The organism is Agrobacterium sp. 6Ca8, from assembly GCF_055382765.1.
The window spans coordinates 660,594-676,847 of the sequence record NZ_AP026433.1 but is presented as its reverse complement, the minus strand read 5'-3'; the positions used below and the strand labels follow the sequence as shown (position 1 = coordinate 676,847).

General features: G+C 61.1%; 12 protein-coding genes. 3 read left to right on the top strand and 9 right to left on the bottom strand.

Annotated features, from left to right (window positions below; translation table 11 throughout):
• Nucleotides 1-87 precede the first annotated feature (87 nt).
• Nucleotides 88-408 carry a carboxymuconolactone decarboxylase family protein gene (locus tag ACZ5A6_RS03415; protein ID WP_003512161.1) on the top strand — a complete coding sequence of 107 codons (321 nt, stop codon included), beginning with the start codon at nt 88-90 and terminating at the stop codon, nt 406-408.
• 238 nt (nt 409-646) lie between these two features.
• Nucleotides 647-2,983, top strand: a complete 2,337-nt coding sequence (locus ACZ5A6_RS03410) for a PAS domain-containing sensor histidine kinase (protein WP_019564062.1) — start codon at nt 647-649, stop codon at nt 2,981-2,983.
• 62 nt (nt 2,984-3,045) lie between these two features.
• On the opposite strand, the gene ACZ5A6_RS03405 is transcribed toward ACZ5A6_RS03410, so the two are convergent.
• Nucleotides 3,046-6,015, bottom strand: a complete 2,970-nt coding sequence (locus ACZ5A6_RS03405) for a bifunctional [glutamine synthetase] adenylyltransferase/[glutamine synthetase]-adenylyl-L-tyrosine phosphorylase (RefSeq protein WP_174061518.1) — start codon at nt 6,013-6,015, stop codon at nt 3,046-3,048.
• Between the two features lie 323 nt (nt 6,016-6,338).
• Between ACZ5A6_RS03405 and ACZ5A6_RS03400 the strand changes: the two genes are divergently transcribed.
• Nucleotides 6,339-7,202 carry a MipA/OmpV family protein gene (locus ACZ5A6_RS03400; protein ID WP_025592866.1) on the top strand — a complete coding sequence of 288 codons (864 nt, stop codon included), beginning with the start codon at nt 6,339-6,341 and terminating at the stop codon, nt 7,200-7,202.
• A 113-nt stretch (nt 7,203-7,315) separates the two neighbouring features.
• On the opposite strand, the gene ACZ5A6_RS03395 is transcribed toward ACZ5A6_RS03400, so the two are convergent.
• From ACZ5A6_RS03395 to ccmI, 8 genes are all read right to left on the bottom strand, one after another.
• Complete coding sequence (locus ACZ5A6_RS03395) at nt 7,316-7,741, bottom strand: thiol-disulfide oxidoreductase DCC family protein (RefSeq protein WP_065661211.1); 426 nt, start codon at nt 7,739-7,741, stop codon at nt 7,316-7,318.
• 191 nt (nt 7,742-7,932) lie between these two features.
• Nucleotides 7,933-9,342, bottom strand: a complete 1,410-nt coding sequence (locus ACZ5A6_RS03390) for a sensor histidine kinase (protein ID WP_003512151.1) — start codon at nt 9,340-9,342, stop codon at nt 7,933-7,935.
• Nucleotides 9,343-9,351: 9 nt separating this feature from the next.
• Complete coding sequence (locus ACZ5A6_RS03385; RefSeq protein ID WP_013635754.1) at nt 9,352-10,110, bottom strand: response regulator transcription factor; 759 nt, start codon at nt 10,108-10,110, stop codon at nt 9,352-9,354.
• A 270-nt stretch (nt 10,111-10,380) separates the two neighbouring features.
• A complete protein-coding gene (locus ACZ5A6_RS03380) occupies nt 10,381-11,934 on the bottom strand; it encodes a Do family serine endopeptidase (RefSeq protein ID WP_003512147.1) in 1,554 nt (517 codons plus the stop codon).
• 156 nt (nt 11,935-12,090) lie between these two features.
• A complete protein-coding gene (locus ACZ5A6_RS03375; protein WP_025592862.1) occupies nt 12,091-12,555 on the bottom strand; it encodes a cytochrome c-type biogenesis protein in 465 nt (154 codons plus the stop codon).
• Nucleotides 12,552-14,546, bottom strand: a complete 1,995-nt coding sequence (locus ACZ5A6_RS03370; protein ID WP_111796152.1) for a heme lyase CcmF/NrfE family subunit — start codon at nt 14,544-14,546, stop codon at nt 12,552-12,554. The genes ACZ5A6_RS03375 and ACZ5A6_RS03370 overlap by 4 nt, the downstream gene beginning before the upstream one ends.
• On the bottom strand, nt 14,543-15,055 hold the full coding sequence (gene ccmE, locus ACZ5A6_RS03365; protein ID WP_174061519.1) for a cytochrome c maturation protein CcmE: 513 nt from the start codon (nt 15,053-15,055) through the stop codon (nt 14,543-14,545). The genes ACZ5A6_RS03370 and ccmE overlap by 4 nt, the downstream gene beginning before the upstream one ends.
• Nucleotides 15,052-16,206 carry a c-type cytochrome biogenesis protein CcmI gene (ccmI, locus tag ACZ5A6_RS03360; RefSeq protein ID WP_174061520.1) on the bottom strand — a complete coding sequence of 385 codons (1,155 nt, stop codon included), beginning with the start codon at nt 16,204-16,206 and terminating at the stop codon, nt 15,052-15,054. Before ccmI ends, ccmE begins: the two co-directional genes overlap by 4 nt.
• Nucleotides 16,207-16,254 lie beyond the last annotated feature (48 nt).

Sequence of the window (16,254 nt, the reverse complement as noted above, 5' to 3'; positions counted from 1 at the left end):
GATTTCCGTCAAGGCGGCGCAACGCATTGCGCGACACAATCGTCAGCGACAGGCCGGAACGCGGCCGCGAGCGGAAAGGGACTTCAAATGACGGATATTTCCAACACCAGCAATTCGTTCCAGCGTTTCATCACCGAAGCCCCGGCCCATCAGGCGGTCTGGCTTCAGGCCGTGCAGGGGCTGGGTGCGGCGTCCACGCTGGATGCCAAGACGCAATGCCTGGTCTATATCGGCATTCTTGCCGCACTGAGGCTTGAAGGCGGTGTGGCATTTCATGTGCTGGAAGCCAAAGCGCATGGCGCAAGCCGTGACGATATCATCAGCGCGGTGCTGACCGGGCTTCCCGCCGCCGGAAACGGCGTTCTCGGCGCACTTGGACCTGCTCTTGAAGCTTTCGACAAGGCTTGAGAACCACCGGCCGGAACACACCGGAACGTCCCAGACCGGCCATCCGGGTGTCGGTTTTTCCAATGCCTGGCGTCGCTGTGCAGACCGTAACGCGCTGTCCCGAAAAAATACGGAGTCGGTTCAAGGGGTTAAAATTCTTTTAACTTTTGCCTCTGGACACGGCGAATCGCATTTGATTCACTATGCATATTCGAGCGGCGGCGCTTCGAATCAGTGGGGATATCTTGAAGGCGGGACAATGACGAACGTGCGGCGGGCGACTGCGGGCGATGAGCGGCCGTATGCCAAATTTTCTGATCTTGCGGCCTGGGGCGAAAGGCTTTCCAGCGACCTGATGGGTTTGATGAACGGCTCCGACCGCCCGATGCCGCAGGTCGAGACCCTGCTGAAGCGCCTCATTCCCATTCTCATTCTTGCATTTCTCGTCGTCATCGCGGCGTCACGCATGCTGGGCATCGTTGCCGAATATAGCCGCATGGAAGAGGCAGCCCGCCACTCTACCGCACTGACAGCGCTGACGGCCAAAGCAGCCCTTATCAACAACGGTATTGTCTTTGCCTCGCAAGAGCGCACCCGCGCAGAGGCGAGCCTTGCCGCAGCGCTGCCTTCGGGCAGCCTTGCTGATGGCACCATGGTGCTTCTGTCGGGCAGCAACGGCCGGATTTTCGCCGGCGCTGGCAAGGGCGCCACGCTTTATATCGGCACCTCCCTGCCGGCTTTGCTTCCCGAAATCGCCATTGTTCAGCGTTTTCCCGGCGCGCCCGGCACCATCGAAACGAATATCGACAACCAGCCGCATTATGCGACGATGATCCCCTTCGGTGACGATGGCGGCATGGTCATCGCGGCGCGCTCGCTTGAGCCGATCCGTTCTTTCTGGCGCAGCGAAATCGCCATGAACGTGACGCTGTTTGCCGGAATCTCCTCGATCCTTCTCGTCGTGCTCTACGCCTATTACATGCAGGTCAAACGCGCCCGCGATGCCGACGACATCTTCGCCGAATCGAACCTGCGGGTGGAGACGGCGCTGTCACGTGGCCGCTGCGGCCTGTGGGACTTCGATCTTTCCACGCGGCGCATGTTCTGGTCCGGCTCGCTCTACGAAATCCTCGGCAGACCGCCGAAGGCCGCACCGCTGTCCTTTTCGGATGCGGCGCGCATGATGCATTCCGAAGATGGGAACCTCTACGAGCTTGCCCGTGCTGTCGGCTGCGGTGATCTGCGCCAGATCGACCAGATCTTTCGCATGCGCCACGCGAAAGGCCACTATGTCTGGCTGCGCGCCCGCGCCCAGGTCATCCGCACCAATAACGGCCCGCGCGTCATCGGCATCGCCATGGACGTGACTGAGCAGCACCGCCTTGCGCAACGTTATGCCGAGGCAGACCAGCGCCTTGCAGACGCCATCGAATCCACCTCGGAAGCCTTCGTGCTATGGGACAAGAATGACCGTCTCGTCATGTGCAACACCCATTACCAGAAGGCTTACGGCCTGCCGGACAGCGTTCTGGTAGCGGGCACCGAAAAGAGCGCCGTGCAGGCGGCTGCGGCACGCCCGGTTGTGGAGCGGCGCGTTGCGGACCCCGATCAGTCTGGCCTTTCGCGCATGACGGAAGTGCAGCTTGCCGATGATCGCTGGCTACAGATCAATGAACGCCGCACCCGTGACGGCGGCCTCGTCTCCGTCGGCACCGACATTACGCTTCTGAAGCGCCATCAGGAGCGCCTACGTGACTCCGAACGCCGGCTGATGGCCACCATCGGCGATCTTTCCGCCTCGCAGCATAAGCTGGAGCGGCAGAAGACGGAGCTTTCGGACGCCAACGCCAATTATCTCGCCGAAAAAGAGCGCGCCCAGGCGGCAAACCTCGCAAAGTCCGAATTCCTCGCCAATATGAGCCATGAACTGCGCACGCCGCTCAACGCCATTCTCGGCTTTTCCGACATCCTGCAAAACGAGATGTTCGGGCCGGTTGGCTCGCCGAAATATTCCGAATATGCCCGGGATATCCACGACAGCGGCAAGCACCTCCTAAATGTCATCAACGACATTCTGGATATGTCCAAGATCGAAGCGGGCCATATGCGGATCAACCGCGAGACAATCGATCTCGCGCCGCTTATCGAGGAAACCCTGCGGCTGACCGCCATCCAGGCGGAACAGAAGAACATCACCGTGCAGCAGAAGGTCTGCGCCGGGCTGACGATGCAGGGCGACCGCCGCGCCATGAAGCAGATCATGCTCAACCTTCTGTCCAATGCCGTGAAGTTCACCGGCAATGGCGGCCGCGTAGCGCTGCGCACCCATGTGCATCAGGCCGCCATGATCCTCACCATCGCCGATACCGGCATCGGCATTCCCGCCGAGGCACTCGACAAGATTGGCCAGCCCTTCGAGCAGGTGCAGAGCCAATACGCCAAAAGCCAGGGCGGCTCAGGCCTCGGGCTCGCCATCTCGCGCTCGCTCGTCAGGCTGCATGGCGGCACGATGAAAATCCGCTCCTGCGAAGGCAGAGGCACGGTGGTGACGATTATCATCCCGCATGCGGCAGGGTGCTGTGGCACGGTGCATTGAGGAATATCGGGCTGTGCCCGCTGCGTTGCAGTAAGTGAAGGCAGAACGCGCGATACCCACCATCACCCGCCATTCTTCACCGTTGCCACAAACGCCTTCCTGACAACCTTCGCCAGCCGCTTCACCTCGCCCTCCAGCGTGGAAATATCCGGGCAATCCCCGGCCCGGCAAACCAGATCGATAAGACCGGCAGGCGCTTCCTTCGGATTGAAAGCACCGTCGATGCACAGCCGCACGATCTGCGATATCTCGGTGTAAAGCGCAGTCGCCGCCAGGCAGTCGTCGAAAGATTGCTGCTCCATCACCGGGGCGGCCAGCACCTGCAATGCCTCTGCCGTGTTGCGACCCGGTTCGTGCGGCTGGAGACCCTTGGCGGGACCGACCAGCGCCAGATATTGGGCGATGAATTCGAGGTCGATCAGGCCGCCATTGATGAGCTTGAAGTCCCAGATATTTTCCGGCGGCTTCTCCTGCTCGATGAGGCTGCGCATCTCCAGCACGTCAGCAGAAACCTTCGCCACATCGCGTTTTTGCGAAAGGATCGAGGCGATGATGCCGCGCGCATCTTCCATCAGCGAGGCTTCGCCACAAATCAGGCGAGCGCGGGAAAGCGCCATATGTTCCCAGGTCCAGGCTTCCTCGCGCTGGTATTTCTCAAAGGCGGAAATGCGCGTCGCCACCGGCCCCTTGTTGCCGGAGGGGCGAAGCCGCATGTCCACCTCGTAAAGCACGCCTTCGGCCGTGGGCGCCGATAGTGCGGCAATCAGCCTTTGGGTGACGCGAGTGAAGTAACGCACCACATCGAGCGGTTTTGCGCCGGTCGATTCATGGGCGGCATCGTCGTAATCGTAGAGGAGAATGAGGTCGACATCCGAACCCGCGGTCAGCTCGAAGGAGCCGAGCTTGCCCATGCCCATCACGGCCACGCGCCCGCCCGGATATGGCCCATGTGCCGTCTCCATCTCCGAGAGAACGGCATTCAGGGCCGCTTCAATTACCAGATCGGCAAGATGGGTGAAGGCGCGGGCGGCGATCTCGCCACGGATCGCGCCTGTCAACAGCCGCACGCCGATGAGAAAGCGCTGCTCGGCGGCGAAAATACGGAGCCGGTCGAGAATATCCTCGTAGTGGCGGGCATTGGAAAGGAAATTGCCCATGCGCTGGGCAAGATATTCGCGCGTCGGGATGTCACTCATCAGCGCCGGGTCCAGCATGCCGTCAAAAACATGCGGGCGGGCGGCGATGATTTCGGCAAGGCGCGGGGCCGACGACATGATCGTCACCAGCAGCGACAGCAGCGCCTGATTGTTGCCGAGCAGCGAGAAGAGCTGGATGCCCGCCGGTAGCCCGGAGAGGAAATTATCAAAGCGCAGCAGCGCCTCATCCGCCCGCTTGCTTTCGCCAAAGGCGCGCAGCAGATCCGGCGTAAGCTCCGTCAGCCGCTCGCGCGCCTCGACCGATTGCGTTGCCCGGTAGCGGCCATTGTGCCAGGTGCGTATGACGCGGGAAATATCCTCCGGCCGCTGAAAACCAAGTGCTGAGAGGGTTTTCAGCGTATCTGGATCGTCCTTCTGGCCCGTGAAGACCAGATTGCCTGCCTCACCGGAGAGTTTCGTCTCCTGTTCGAACAGCGCCGAATAACGGCGCTCCACCAGCCGCAGCACCTTTTCCAGCTTCTCGGAAAACGCCTTGGTATCTTCAAAACCGAGCATGAAGGCAATGCGCTTCAGTTCTGTTTCGGTGTCGGGCAGCACGTGGGTCTGCTCATCGCGCACCATCTGAATGCGGTGTTCCACTTCGCGCAGGAACCAGTAGGCGTCAGTCAGGCTGTCGCGCGTTTCGGCATCGATCCATTTCGCTTCGGTGAGCGCCGCCAGCGCCTCCTGCGTCGCGCGGACCCTGAGCGCCGGCATACGGCCGCCGGCGATCAGCTGCTGCGTCTGCGCGAAGAACTCGATCTCGCGAATGCCGCCGCGTCCGAGCTTGACGTTATGGCCCTTAACCGCAATCGCGCCATGGCCCTTATGCGCATGGATCTGCCGCTTGATGGAGTGAATATCGGCAATCGCCGCGTAATCTAGATATTTGCGGAAGATGAAAGGCGTCAGTTCGCGCAGGAAATTGTCGCCGGCCTTCAGATCGCCGGCCACCGGCCGCGCCTTGATATAGGCGGCGCGTTCCCAGTTTTGGCCCCTGCCCTCGTAATAAAGCAGCGCCGCTTCCACGGGAATGGCGAGCGGCGTCGAGCCGGGGTCTGGCCGGAGCCTCAAATCGGTGCGGAAGACGTAACCGTCTGCCGTGCGTTCCTGCATGATACGCACGAGGCGGCGCATCATGCGGCCGAAATTCTCTGTCGCAGCATAGGGATCATCGATAATGCCAGCAGAGGGTTCAAAGAACACCACTGCGTCGATGTCCGAGGAATAGTTCAGTTCGCGCGCGCCGAGCTTGCCCATGCCAAGCACGATCAGGCCGGAACCTTCGCTTGGCGTGGCAACGTTCTTAAGTTTGAGCTTGCCGGTCTCATGGCCGACAAGCAGCAGGTGGTCGATGGCGGCCGACAGCGAAGCATCCGCCATGTCGCTCAGCCAGCGCGTGGTATCGCGGGCGGTGAAGATGCGCGCGAGATCGGCAAGCGCTGCGACGAAGGAAAGCCGACGCTTGGCGATCCTCAAGCGCGACATCACCTCGTTTTCGACGGGCACGCCGCCCTCTTGCCCCGGCTTCCAGCAATCGCGCGCTTCACCGACGAGATCGGCCAGTAGTGGCTCCAGCGGCTTCGAAATCGCGAGCGTCAGCAGTCCCTCGTCCGCCGCGGCCATATCGCGCAGATAGGGCGACAGCGTGAAAGCCGCAGCGATGAAGTCCTTCAGCGGGCTTTCGGCGGCAAGAAGCGCGGCCACAGCTGGCTCGCCCTTGGCGATATCCTTCAGTGTGGAGAGAACGGATTTCAGTTCCGTCTGCGTATAGGGGCGGATAACTCCCGGCAGAACCTCGCTCAGCCGCCTTTCAGCGGTTTCCCGTTTCGTCACTGTCTCTCTCCCTCTCCCGAGCGACCCATCCTTGCGCTTCGACCGTGCCTGATTCTCAGGAAGGATCGCTCCCCGCAAAATCGTCCTGCCGCCACGCATTGTCGAAGCTTCCGGGCGCATACACTCCGCGTTGTAACAAATGCGTGGCGCTTTGCGATCAGGAAAACCGTTTTTGCCGATCTTTTCCGAAGTCCGGCCTGCGGAAGCGCCATTTCAGTCGTGGCCGGCAATCTCGCGTAATGTCTCCGCAATTATGCCCACGTAGCGTCCTGCTCAACGAAACCCGACTCCCAGGTTTTGCAACGCTTGATGCTGCAACGGATATGATCATGAAACAGATTTTTACAGTGAAATGGCAAAAGAACCTGCGTGCAATGGCGTTGTGCCTGACCGCGCTGCCCCTGGCGCAGGGCATCTGCACGCCCGTCCTCGCTGCCGATCTCGGTAAATCGGACAGGTTCGCCGAACCGCAGGGCAATTTCGACAATGCCCGCTACAGCAGTTCCAGTGAGTGGAAAATCACACTTGGCGTGGGTGCTGCCTACGCTCCCAAATATGAGGGCTCGGACAAGCTGGAAGCAGGCGCGGTTCCCCTGGTTTCCGTTGAGTATGGAGATACGCTGAGCATCGATTTCAGTGGCGTCACCGTCAACCTGCTGAACAGCAACGGCTTCAGACTGGGCGTCAAGGGCGGCTGGGAAGCAGGGCGCAAGGAAAAGGACGACAAGAAAAATCTTCGCGGAATGGGTGACATCAAGGCGGGCGGCGTGGTCGGCGGTGTTATCGCTTATGGCATCGACCCCTTCGAGGTCTATGCGAAGGTGGACAAGACCATCAGCGGGAGCGAAGGGTTGACCGCAACCGTCGGCGCCAGCGTTTCGCACAAAGTCGACCAGTTCATCCTTGGCGCGGACCTCTCCGCCACCTGGGCGGACGACAAGCACATGAAATCCTATTTCGGCGTCACCTCGGCCCAATCCGCCCGTTCCGGCCTGCGCCGCTATGACGCCAAGGCAGGCTTCAAGCGCATCGACGCCAGCGCCTCCCTCACTTATCTTATGACCGAGAACTGGTCGATCACCGGCGCCGGCGGTGTTGGCTTCCTGCTGGGCGATGCCAAGGACAGCCCGCTCTCCAAGAAGGACATCCAGCCCTTCGCGATGATTGGCGTGGCTTATACGTTCTGAGCCGATGGCGATGTGGCATTGCGGGGATGCGTAACCATCTCCGCAACGCCGTCACGTGTCTGTACCGCCACCTGAAATTGTCGCCTGCCTTGGGCGGAGGATCGTCGCTAAGTTCAGAGAATCCTGTCCCTGTATTCCGGCGGCGCCACCCAGCATTGCGCACGTTTTCCGAACCAACGGTAGCGATTGCGGGCGACAAAACGATAGACGGGATCGCGCAGAAATGCGGGAATTATGCGCAACATGCCAAGCAGCCGCCAGGGCATGCCAAGCGCCTCATAGATCGCAAGAACACCGTCGCTGTCCTGTCGCACCCTGTCGCCATCGACGACGAGCAGGCTGACCGGATTTTTGGGGTCCATTCCGTGCCGCCGGTAGATTTCCGTGCCGACGGCTCCCTGCATGGAGGCCAGCCGGAAATATCCGGCCTTGTCATGCCGCAGTACGAATTGCGCATTCACGGAACACAGCACACATTCGGCATCGAACAGAATGATCGGTCCATGGTGGTCGCCGACCAAGGGGGCCATGTTTGCCATCAATCATAAGTCCTTTTGCCGATCGCGATGCGATCCCCTCATAAAGTGCAGCTGTAGAACCTTATAAGATATTCTTCCGATCATCTTTCAATTCAATCTCGAGAGACGATTATTTCTCGGAGGTGAACGAATTTCCGCACAAATAGCGGTGACCAGCCGGTGCTGGTGTCAGCGGCGTTGGACAGCGCGGCTTACTGGGTCGAAACGGGAAAGATCATCGAGACGGTCAGGCCCGGGCAGACGGAATTTGTAGTGTCGGTGTCCGACAGCGCGAGCGATCCGCCGTGCAATTCCATCACGGCCTCCACCAGCGACAGGCCGAGCCCCGTGCCGGGTTTGGAGCGGCTTTCGTCCAGCCGCACGAAACGTTTCAGCACCTCGCCGCGCTTGTCGGCGGGGATGCCGGGGCCGTTATCGGAGACGGACAGCACGATGGCGTCCGGTTCGCTCACCAGACGCACGATGAGTTTTTTGTCGCCCTCGCATTCGCAGGCATATTTCATGGCGTTGTCGATGAGGTTTGAAAGCGCCTGGCCGATCAGTTCACGGTTGCCCTGCACCGAAAGACCGGGTTCGATCTCGGCCTCAAGCGTAAGTCCCGCGTCCTCGGCCACCGGTTCGTAAAGTTCGGCGCTGTCGGCGGCGATTGCCGACATGTCCACATCGGTCATTTCGGCGGCGATGGAGCCGGCCTCGACGCGGGAAATCATCAACAATGCATTGAAGGTGCGGATCAACTGGTCGGATTCGGCGATGATGCCTTCGAGTGCCGCGCGGCGTTTCGTCTCATCGTTGTCATCCAAGGCGGCGGCTGCCTTGTTGCGCAGCCGCGTCAGCGGTGTCTTGAGGTCGTGGGCGATATTGTCGGACACCTGCCGCAAGCCCTCGTTGAGCTTTTCGATACGGCCGAGCATGGCGTTGAGCGAGCCGGATAGCCGATCGAACTCGTCGCCGGAGCGGCCCTGCGGCAGGCGCTGCGAAAGATCACCGGCCATGATCTTCTTGGTCGCTGCCGACATGCGGTCGATGCGTTTCAAGGCATTGCGGCCGATGCCGAACCAGATGAGCAGCGCACCGGCGCTCATGATGGCAAGCGCCACCATCAGCGCATTGCGCACCAGCGCCCGGAATTTGGTGGGCTCGCCGAGATCGCGGCCGATCAGGATGCGCAGGCCGTTGTCCAGCATGAAGACATTGGCGGTCGCCATATGCTGCACGCTGTCGCCGCTTTCGGAATAACGTTCGTAACGGAAGGGGAAACCCGTCCAGCCCTCCTTGTCAAACACGCCGGGCTGCACGGAAGCGACGTTGCCTGCAAGGATTTCGCCATTGGGGCCGGCGATGATGTAAAGGCTCGCCCCCGGCTGGCGGGCACGGCGCTCCATCATCCGCAACAGCGGGTTGATGCCGCCGCGATTGTAGATGCGCTGCACATCCGACACTTCCTGCAGCACCGCGTCACGCGTCTGCTGGTTCAGCAGCCGTTCGGAAAGGGCGGTGACATAAAAGACCAGGAAGGCGGCGCAGAGCGCAAACAGCAGGATATAAAGCGCAGAAAGGCGCACCGCTGTTGACCGGAACAATATTCTGAGGCGGACCATTTTCGCCAATCAGCCCTCATCCTTCATCATGTAACCCGCGCCGCGAATGGTCTTCAGCAGCGGCTTTTCGAAGTCCTTTTCGATCTTCGAACGAAGGCGGGACACATGCACGTCGATGACATTGGTCTGCGGGTCGAAATGATAATCCCAGACGTTTTCCAGAAGCATGGTGCGGGTCACCACCTGGCCGGCATTCTTCATGAGATATTCCAACAGGCGGAACTCACGCGGCTGCAACAGGATTTCCTTGCCGCCGCGACGGACATCGTGGGATAGCCGGTCAAGTTCGAGATCGCCGACACGGTAGACCATGTCCTGTTCGGGTTTGCCCTTGCGGCGGCCCAGCACTTCGATGCGTGCGAGAAGTTCGGAAAAGGCGTAGGGTTTGGGCAGATAATCATCGCCGCCGGCACGCAGGCCGGTCACGCGGTCGTCCACCTGCCCAAGCGCCGAAAGAATGAGAACCGGCGTTTCGATGCCGCGCCGGCGCAGCTCGCTGATGACGGAAAGTCCGTCGCGGCGCGGCAGCATGCGGTCGATCACCATCACGTCATAGGAATTCTCGCAGCCCATGAACAGGCCGCTTTCACCATCGCTCGCGTGATCGGCAACGATACCGACTTCCCGGAACGCCTTGGTCATATAGGCCGCAGCCTCGAGATCGTCTTCAATAACAAGAATCTTCATGTGCGGGACAATAGCGCCCTCGCCCTTTTCCGCACAACCGGAAACAGATGCGACGGACATTTCCTGAACCTTGTTTTCCATGAGATTTCCTCCTCGGTGCTGACTGGACCGGCTTTGTGGGTCCTTGTCTTCTCCCCGGCGGGGGGAAGGTGGCCCGAAGGGTCGGATGAGGGGGCAAGGGCGCGGTCTATCGCTGGCCTTGCCCTTGATCCCGCTGCCGCGACCTCCTCCTCCCTAGCGGAGAAGAAACAAGCGGCACGCGCGTTCCACATACTCTGTCCCGCCCTTAAGGGGAGACACAGTCCCGAGCGACGCCGGCTCGAAGAAGAACCGGCGTCGCATCTCAGATTATCAACCCTGGTCGATATCCAGTGCGATGAAGCGGCTGCCGCTGTCCGTCTGGATCTGGAACAGCGCCTTGGAGCGTCCGTCCTTCTTCGCCTGCTCGAGAACCTTCTCGATATCGGCGGCAGAAGCCACCTGCTGGTTGTTGACGGAGGTGATCTTCTCACCCGTCTTCAGGCCACGGGCAGCGGCGTCGCTGTCCGGATCGACATCAGTGATGGCAAGGCCGTTGCCGTCGTCAGCGGGCGCAACCGTCAGGCCGAGGCTCGACAGCACCTTTGCGCTGGAAGGCTTGCTGCCACTGTCGTTTTCCTGGCCCGGCGTTGCCTTGGAGGCATCGTCGCTTGCGAGATCGCCAAGCGTCACGGTGACCGACTGCGACTTGCCGCCGCGCCAGAGCGAGATTTCAACCTTGCTGTTTGGCGTCATGCTGCCGATGCGACGCGACAGATCGCGGGCATCCTTGACCGGGTCGCCATTGACGGCAGTGATGATGTCACCCTGCTTGATGCCAGCCTTGTCGCCCGGCGAACCGGACTGCGGCGAGACGACGAGCGCGCCCTTCGCTTCGGCAAGACCAAGCGACTCGGCAATGTCCTTGCTGACCGGCTGGATCTGCACGCCGAGCCAGCCGCGTTCGACCTTGCCGTCCTTTTGCAGGTCGGCGATCACGTCCTTGGCAACGGACGACGGGATGGCGAAAGCAATACCGACATTGCCGCCGGAGGGCGAGAAGATCGCGGTGTTGATGCCAACGACTTCACCGTTGAGATTGAAGGCGGGACCACCGGAGTTGCCGCGGTTCACGGCGGCGTCGATCTGCAGGTAATCGTCATAGGGGCCGGAGCCGATATCGCGGCCGCGGGCGGAAACGATGCCCGAGGTTACCGTGCCGCCGAGGCCGAAGGGGTTACCGACGGCTACGACCCAGTCACCGACGCGAATCTTGCTATCGTCGGCAAACTGCACATAGGTGAACTTGCGGTTCACATCGACCTTCAGTAGCGCCAGGTCGGTACGCGGATCACGGCCAACGAGCTTGGCTTCGAGTTCGGTGCCGTCATTCATCACCACCGTGTAGGCGGAGCCGTCATCGACAACGTGGTTGTTGGTGACGACATAACCGTCTTCGGAGATGAAGAAGCCGGATCCTTGAGCGACGGGGCGCAGCGGACCCTTGCCGTCACGGTGACGGTTCGGACCACGGTCGGGACGGTCCTGGTTGGGACCGCCGAATTCCTTGAAGAAGCGCTTCAGGGGATGGTCGTCCGGCAGTTGGTCGAGACCACGGCCGCCGAAATTGAAGGAAAAGTTGCTGGAATCGTCGGAAGCGGGCTGCACGTTCGACTGGACGCGAACGGAGACGACGGCGGGCGAAACCGCCTCGACCACATTGGCGAAGCTCGGAACCTGCGGCGCAGTCACCTCGACCGGAGCGGCAAAGGAATGAACGATCGGTGCGGCGATGCCTGTGGAAAGCATCAGCGCGGCAAGACCGCCAACGGTCGTTGCCTTCAGAACCGTCTTCAGCGAGGAGCGTCCGTTTTGCGAGTGAGACATGGTGTACCTTCTTTCTTCATTCAGACTGGAACCCGTTTGACCGGGGGAGAAGCGGTGGATGATGAAGATATAGGAGGCGACACCTTACAGCGAAGTGTCTGACGAATGAAAAAACCGTAATGTTGAAAAAGAACCGAGGACGGATATGAAAATCAGTTATTTTTCAATGAGATTACGAATTCTCTCTTCTTCGTCCGCGCTCAGTTTTTCCGGCCGCTCCTGGGTGGCGCGCCGACGCGAAAAAACGAGGATGGCGAATATTCCCGCAAGCGCCAGAACGATGGGCGCGCCCCACAAAAGTGCGGTGCGCAGGCTGAAACGCGGTTTCAGCAGCACGAATTCGCCATAACGAGACACGACGTAGTCGACTACAGCCTGATCGCTATCGCCTGCCACCAGCCTGTCCCGCACCAGAACGCGCAGATCCCGTGCCAGTTCGGCATTGCTGTCATCGATCGACTGGTTCTGACAGACCATGCAGCGCAGTTGAGACGTGAGATTGCGGGCGCGCTGTTCCAGTGCGGGGTCTTTCAGCACCTCGTCCGGGTTGAAGGCGAAGGCCGGCCATGACGTAAACATGAGAACGAGAAGGAGCGTGAGCCCCGCCACAACCTCCCTCATTCCGCCGCCTCCGGCATCGCGGCCGTTTTTGCCGGCTTCGCCTTGCGGCTCGGTGCGCCCACCCTCAACCGTCTGTCGGAGAGCGATATCAAACCGCCGGCCATCATGAACAGCGTGCCGCCCCAGATGCACAGGATGAAGGGTTTCCACCAGATGCGCACGACCATGCCGCCATCCGCCATCGGGTCACCGAGCGAGACGTAGAGCTGGCTGAGGCCGAAGGTCAAAATGCCCGCTTCCGTGGTCGGCATTCGCCGTGCGGTGTAGAGCCGTTTGGAGGACCAGACGTCGGCCACTTCCACACCCGCCTTGCGTATGGTGAAATGGCCGCGATCCTCGGTGAAATTAGGGCCGACGGCATGGCGGATGCCATCGAAGGTGAGACTGTAGCCGCCCGCCTTCGCCTCCATGCCCTGCTTCATTTCAAGAACGGTTTCGGTCTCGAAGGTGGTGACGGTGACGATGCCGAGCACGGTGATGCCAAGCCCCATATGGGCAAGTGCGGCGCCGAAGGCCGAACGCGGCAGGCCCTTGAGGCGTCGAAAAGCGATGCCGAAAGCCAGTTTGCCGAAATTGGCCCGATACCAGAGATCGGCAAGCGCCCCGAAGATCAGCCAGAAACCGGCTGCGATGCCAAGTGCGGCGAGTACCGGGCCGCCATTTTCCACGTACCAGAGCGTCAGCCCGGCAAGGGCTGCAATGGCGGCCGCCACATAAAGCCGCTGGAAAGCGCCGAGAAGATCGCCGCGCTTCCAGGCGAGCATCGGCCCGAATGGCGTGACGATCAGGACCGGGATCATCAGGAGGCCAAAGGTGAGGTTGAAGAACGGCGCCCCGACCGAGATTTTTTCGCCTGTCAGCGTTTCGAGAATGAGCGGATAGAGCGTGCCGATCAGTACCGTTGCGGTCGAGACCGTCAGGATCAGATTGTTGAGGACCAGCGCCCCTTCGCGTGAGATCGGCGCGAACAATCCACCCACCTTCAGCGAGGGCGCCCGCCATGCGAACAGCGCGAAAGCTCCGCCGATGAAAACGGTAAGGATGCCGAGAATGAAGATGCCGCGGCTCGGATCGGTGGCGAAGGCGTGCACGGAGGTCAAGACGCCGGAGCGCACGAGGAAGGTGCCGAGCAGCGACAGCGAGAAGGTCATGATCGCCAGAAGCACGGTCCAGATTTTCAGCGCTTCGCGCTTTTCCATGACGAGTGCCGAATGCAGCAGTGCGGTGCCCGCAAGCCATGGCATGAAGGAGGCGTTTTCAACCGGATCCCAGAACCACCAGCCGCCCCAGCCGAGTTCGTAATAGGCCCAGTAAGATCCCATGGAGATACCTGCCGTCAGGAAGGTCCATGCGGCGAGCGTCCACGGCCTTACCCAGCGCGCCCAGGCCGCATCGATCCGGCCCTCCAGAAGTGCAGCGACGGCGAAGGAGAAACAGACGGAAAAGCCGACATAACCGAGATAAAGCAGCGGCGGATGTATGGCGAGGCCGAAGTCCTGAAGGATAGGGTTCAGGTCCTGCCCTTCGGCCGGCACCCGCTCCAGACGCATGAACGGATTGGAGGTGAGCAGGATGAACAGCAGGAAAGCGACGGAAATCCAGGCCTGCACGGACAGCACATTGGCTTTCAGCGTTTCCGGCAGGTTGCGACCAAAGACGGCAACGAGCGCACTGAAAAACACCAGGATCAGAAGCCATAACAGCATGGAGCCCTCATGGTTGCCCCAGACGCCAGTCAACTTGTAGAGCATCGGCATCAGCGAATGGGAGTTTTCCCAGACGTTGCGCACGGAGAAATCCGAAACCGCATAGGCCCGCGTCAGCGCCGCAAAGGACAAGGCCACGAGCACGAACATCACGACGGAGCCGAGCGAGGCGATATCCATCAGCGCCCGGTCGTTGCGGCGCGCGCCGATCACCGGCAGCGTCGAGACGATCAGCCCCACGGCGAGTGCCAGAACCAGAACGTAGTGGCCGATCTCATTGATCATTTTATCGCTCCGGTCTTGTCGGTTGAAGCCCCCGCAGGAGAAGGCGCTGCGCCGGAAGGTTGCCCGCCCTCTCCGGTGTTCTGCCACAGGCCCTTGTCTTTCAGCCGGTCGGCCACTTCCTTCGGCATGTAATTTTCGTCATGCTTGGCCAGAACGCTGTCGGCAACAAAGCCATGGGTCGCGGCATCGAAAACGCCTTCCGTCACCACGCCCTGCCCCTCGCGGAAAAGATCGGGCAGAATGCCGGTATAGCTGACGGGCACGTTTGCTTCACCGTCAGTCACCGTGAAGCTCACCGTGCGGCCCTCCCCGCGCTTGACGGAGCCTTCCGCCACCAGCCCACCTAGGCGGATGCGGGTGCCGGGATTGACCGGCGTCTTCTCCAGATCGGCCGGCATGTAGAAATAGGCTATGGACTGGCCGAAGGCGAACATGACGAGCAGCACGGCCGCGACGATGAAGCTCATGCCGCCGCCGATGATTGCGAGCCGTTTCTGTTTGCGGGTCATTGCGTCACTCCCTGCGGCATCGCGCGCCCTTGCCCGTCCATGCGAACGGGTCCGGCAGAAACTCCCAATTCCTTCGCCAGCGCCAGAAGCTGCTTACCCTCTTCGCCCTCAGGCGGGAAAACCTGCAAACCGGCTCTCAGTGCCTCGCCCGCCTTCGCTGCATTGTTCAAGACGGAATAGGCGCGCACGAGGCGCATCCAGCCTTCGAAATCACCGGGATTTTCCTTGAGCTTGGCGTCGAGGCTCGCCACCATGCCCTCGATCATCGCCTGCCGGTCGGCGGGCGTCATGTCTTTCGCCGCCGCCACGTCGCCTGCGGTCGGGCCGGGCGCTGCCTCGCCGCCGGTTCTGGCGATATGTTCCCGCACCAGCGGCAACCATGGCGCACCGGCTGGTGCATCCGCCGCCAGTGCTGCAAAGGCCGCACGCGCCTCCTGCGCCTTGCCCGCCTGCTCCAGCGACAGCGCCAGATAAAAGCGGGCGCGTGGATTGCCGGGTTTCAGCCGCTCGGCTTCGGCAAAGGCCTCACGCGCAGCCTCGATGACGATGCCGTCATTGCTCGCCACCAGTGTTTCGCCAAGTCCCGTCAGCCGTTCTGTGCTCGGCCCTTGCAGACGAAGCGCGTTGCGATAGGCAAGCTCGGCATCGCCAAGCCGCATCGTCTTGAAATAGATCGGCGCCAGGATATCCCAGCCTGCACCGTCGTCGGGGTTTTCGGCCAGGTGCCGCTCGGCACGGGCGACCAGAAGGTTCATGTCGTTACCGGGTTGCTCCAGACGTGCCTCGAGCGGCATGTCCGGCACTACCGGACTTCCCTTCCAGATGTAAAGACAGAGGCCAAGTGCAGGCAGCAAAACGGTAATCAGGGTTACGGCGAGATTGTGCCGCAGCGGCCGGGCGCTGCTTTCAGCGTCTTGACGGGTATCGGCTGCGGCAAGCAGCCGGCGGCCGATTTCGGCGCGGGCATATTCCGCCTCCGTCTCGCCGATCAGGCCAGCGGCACGCTCGCGGTCCAGTTCGGCAAGCTGGTCGCGATAGACTGCAACCTCGCCGTCGCGGCGCGTGTGCGACACCTCGGTCTTCCGCATCAGCGGGTACATCAGGACGATGGCGACAGCCGCCGTCAATATCGCAACGACAATCCAGAACATAAGGCTCAATTACTCGAATGCACGGCACATGGAAACATGAAGCGCGGA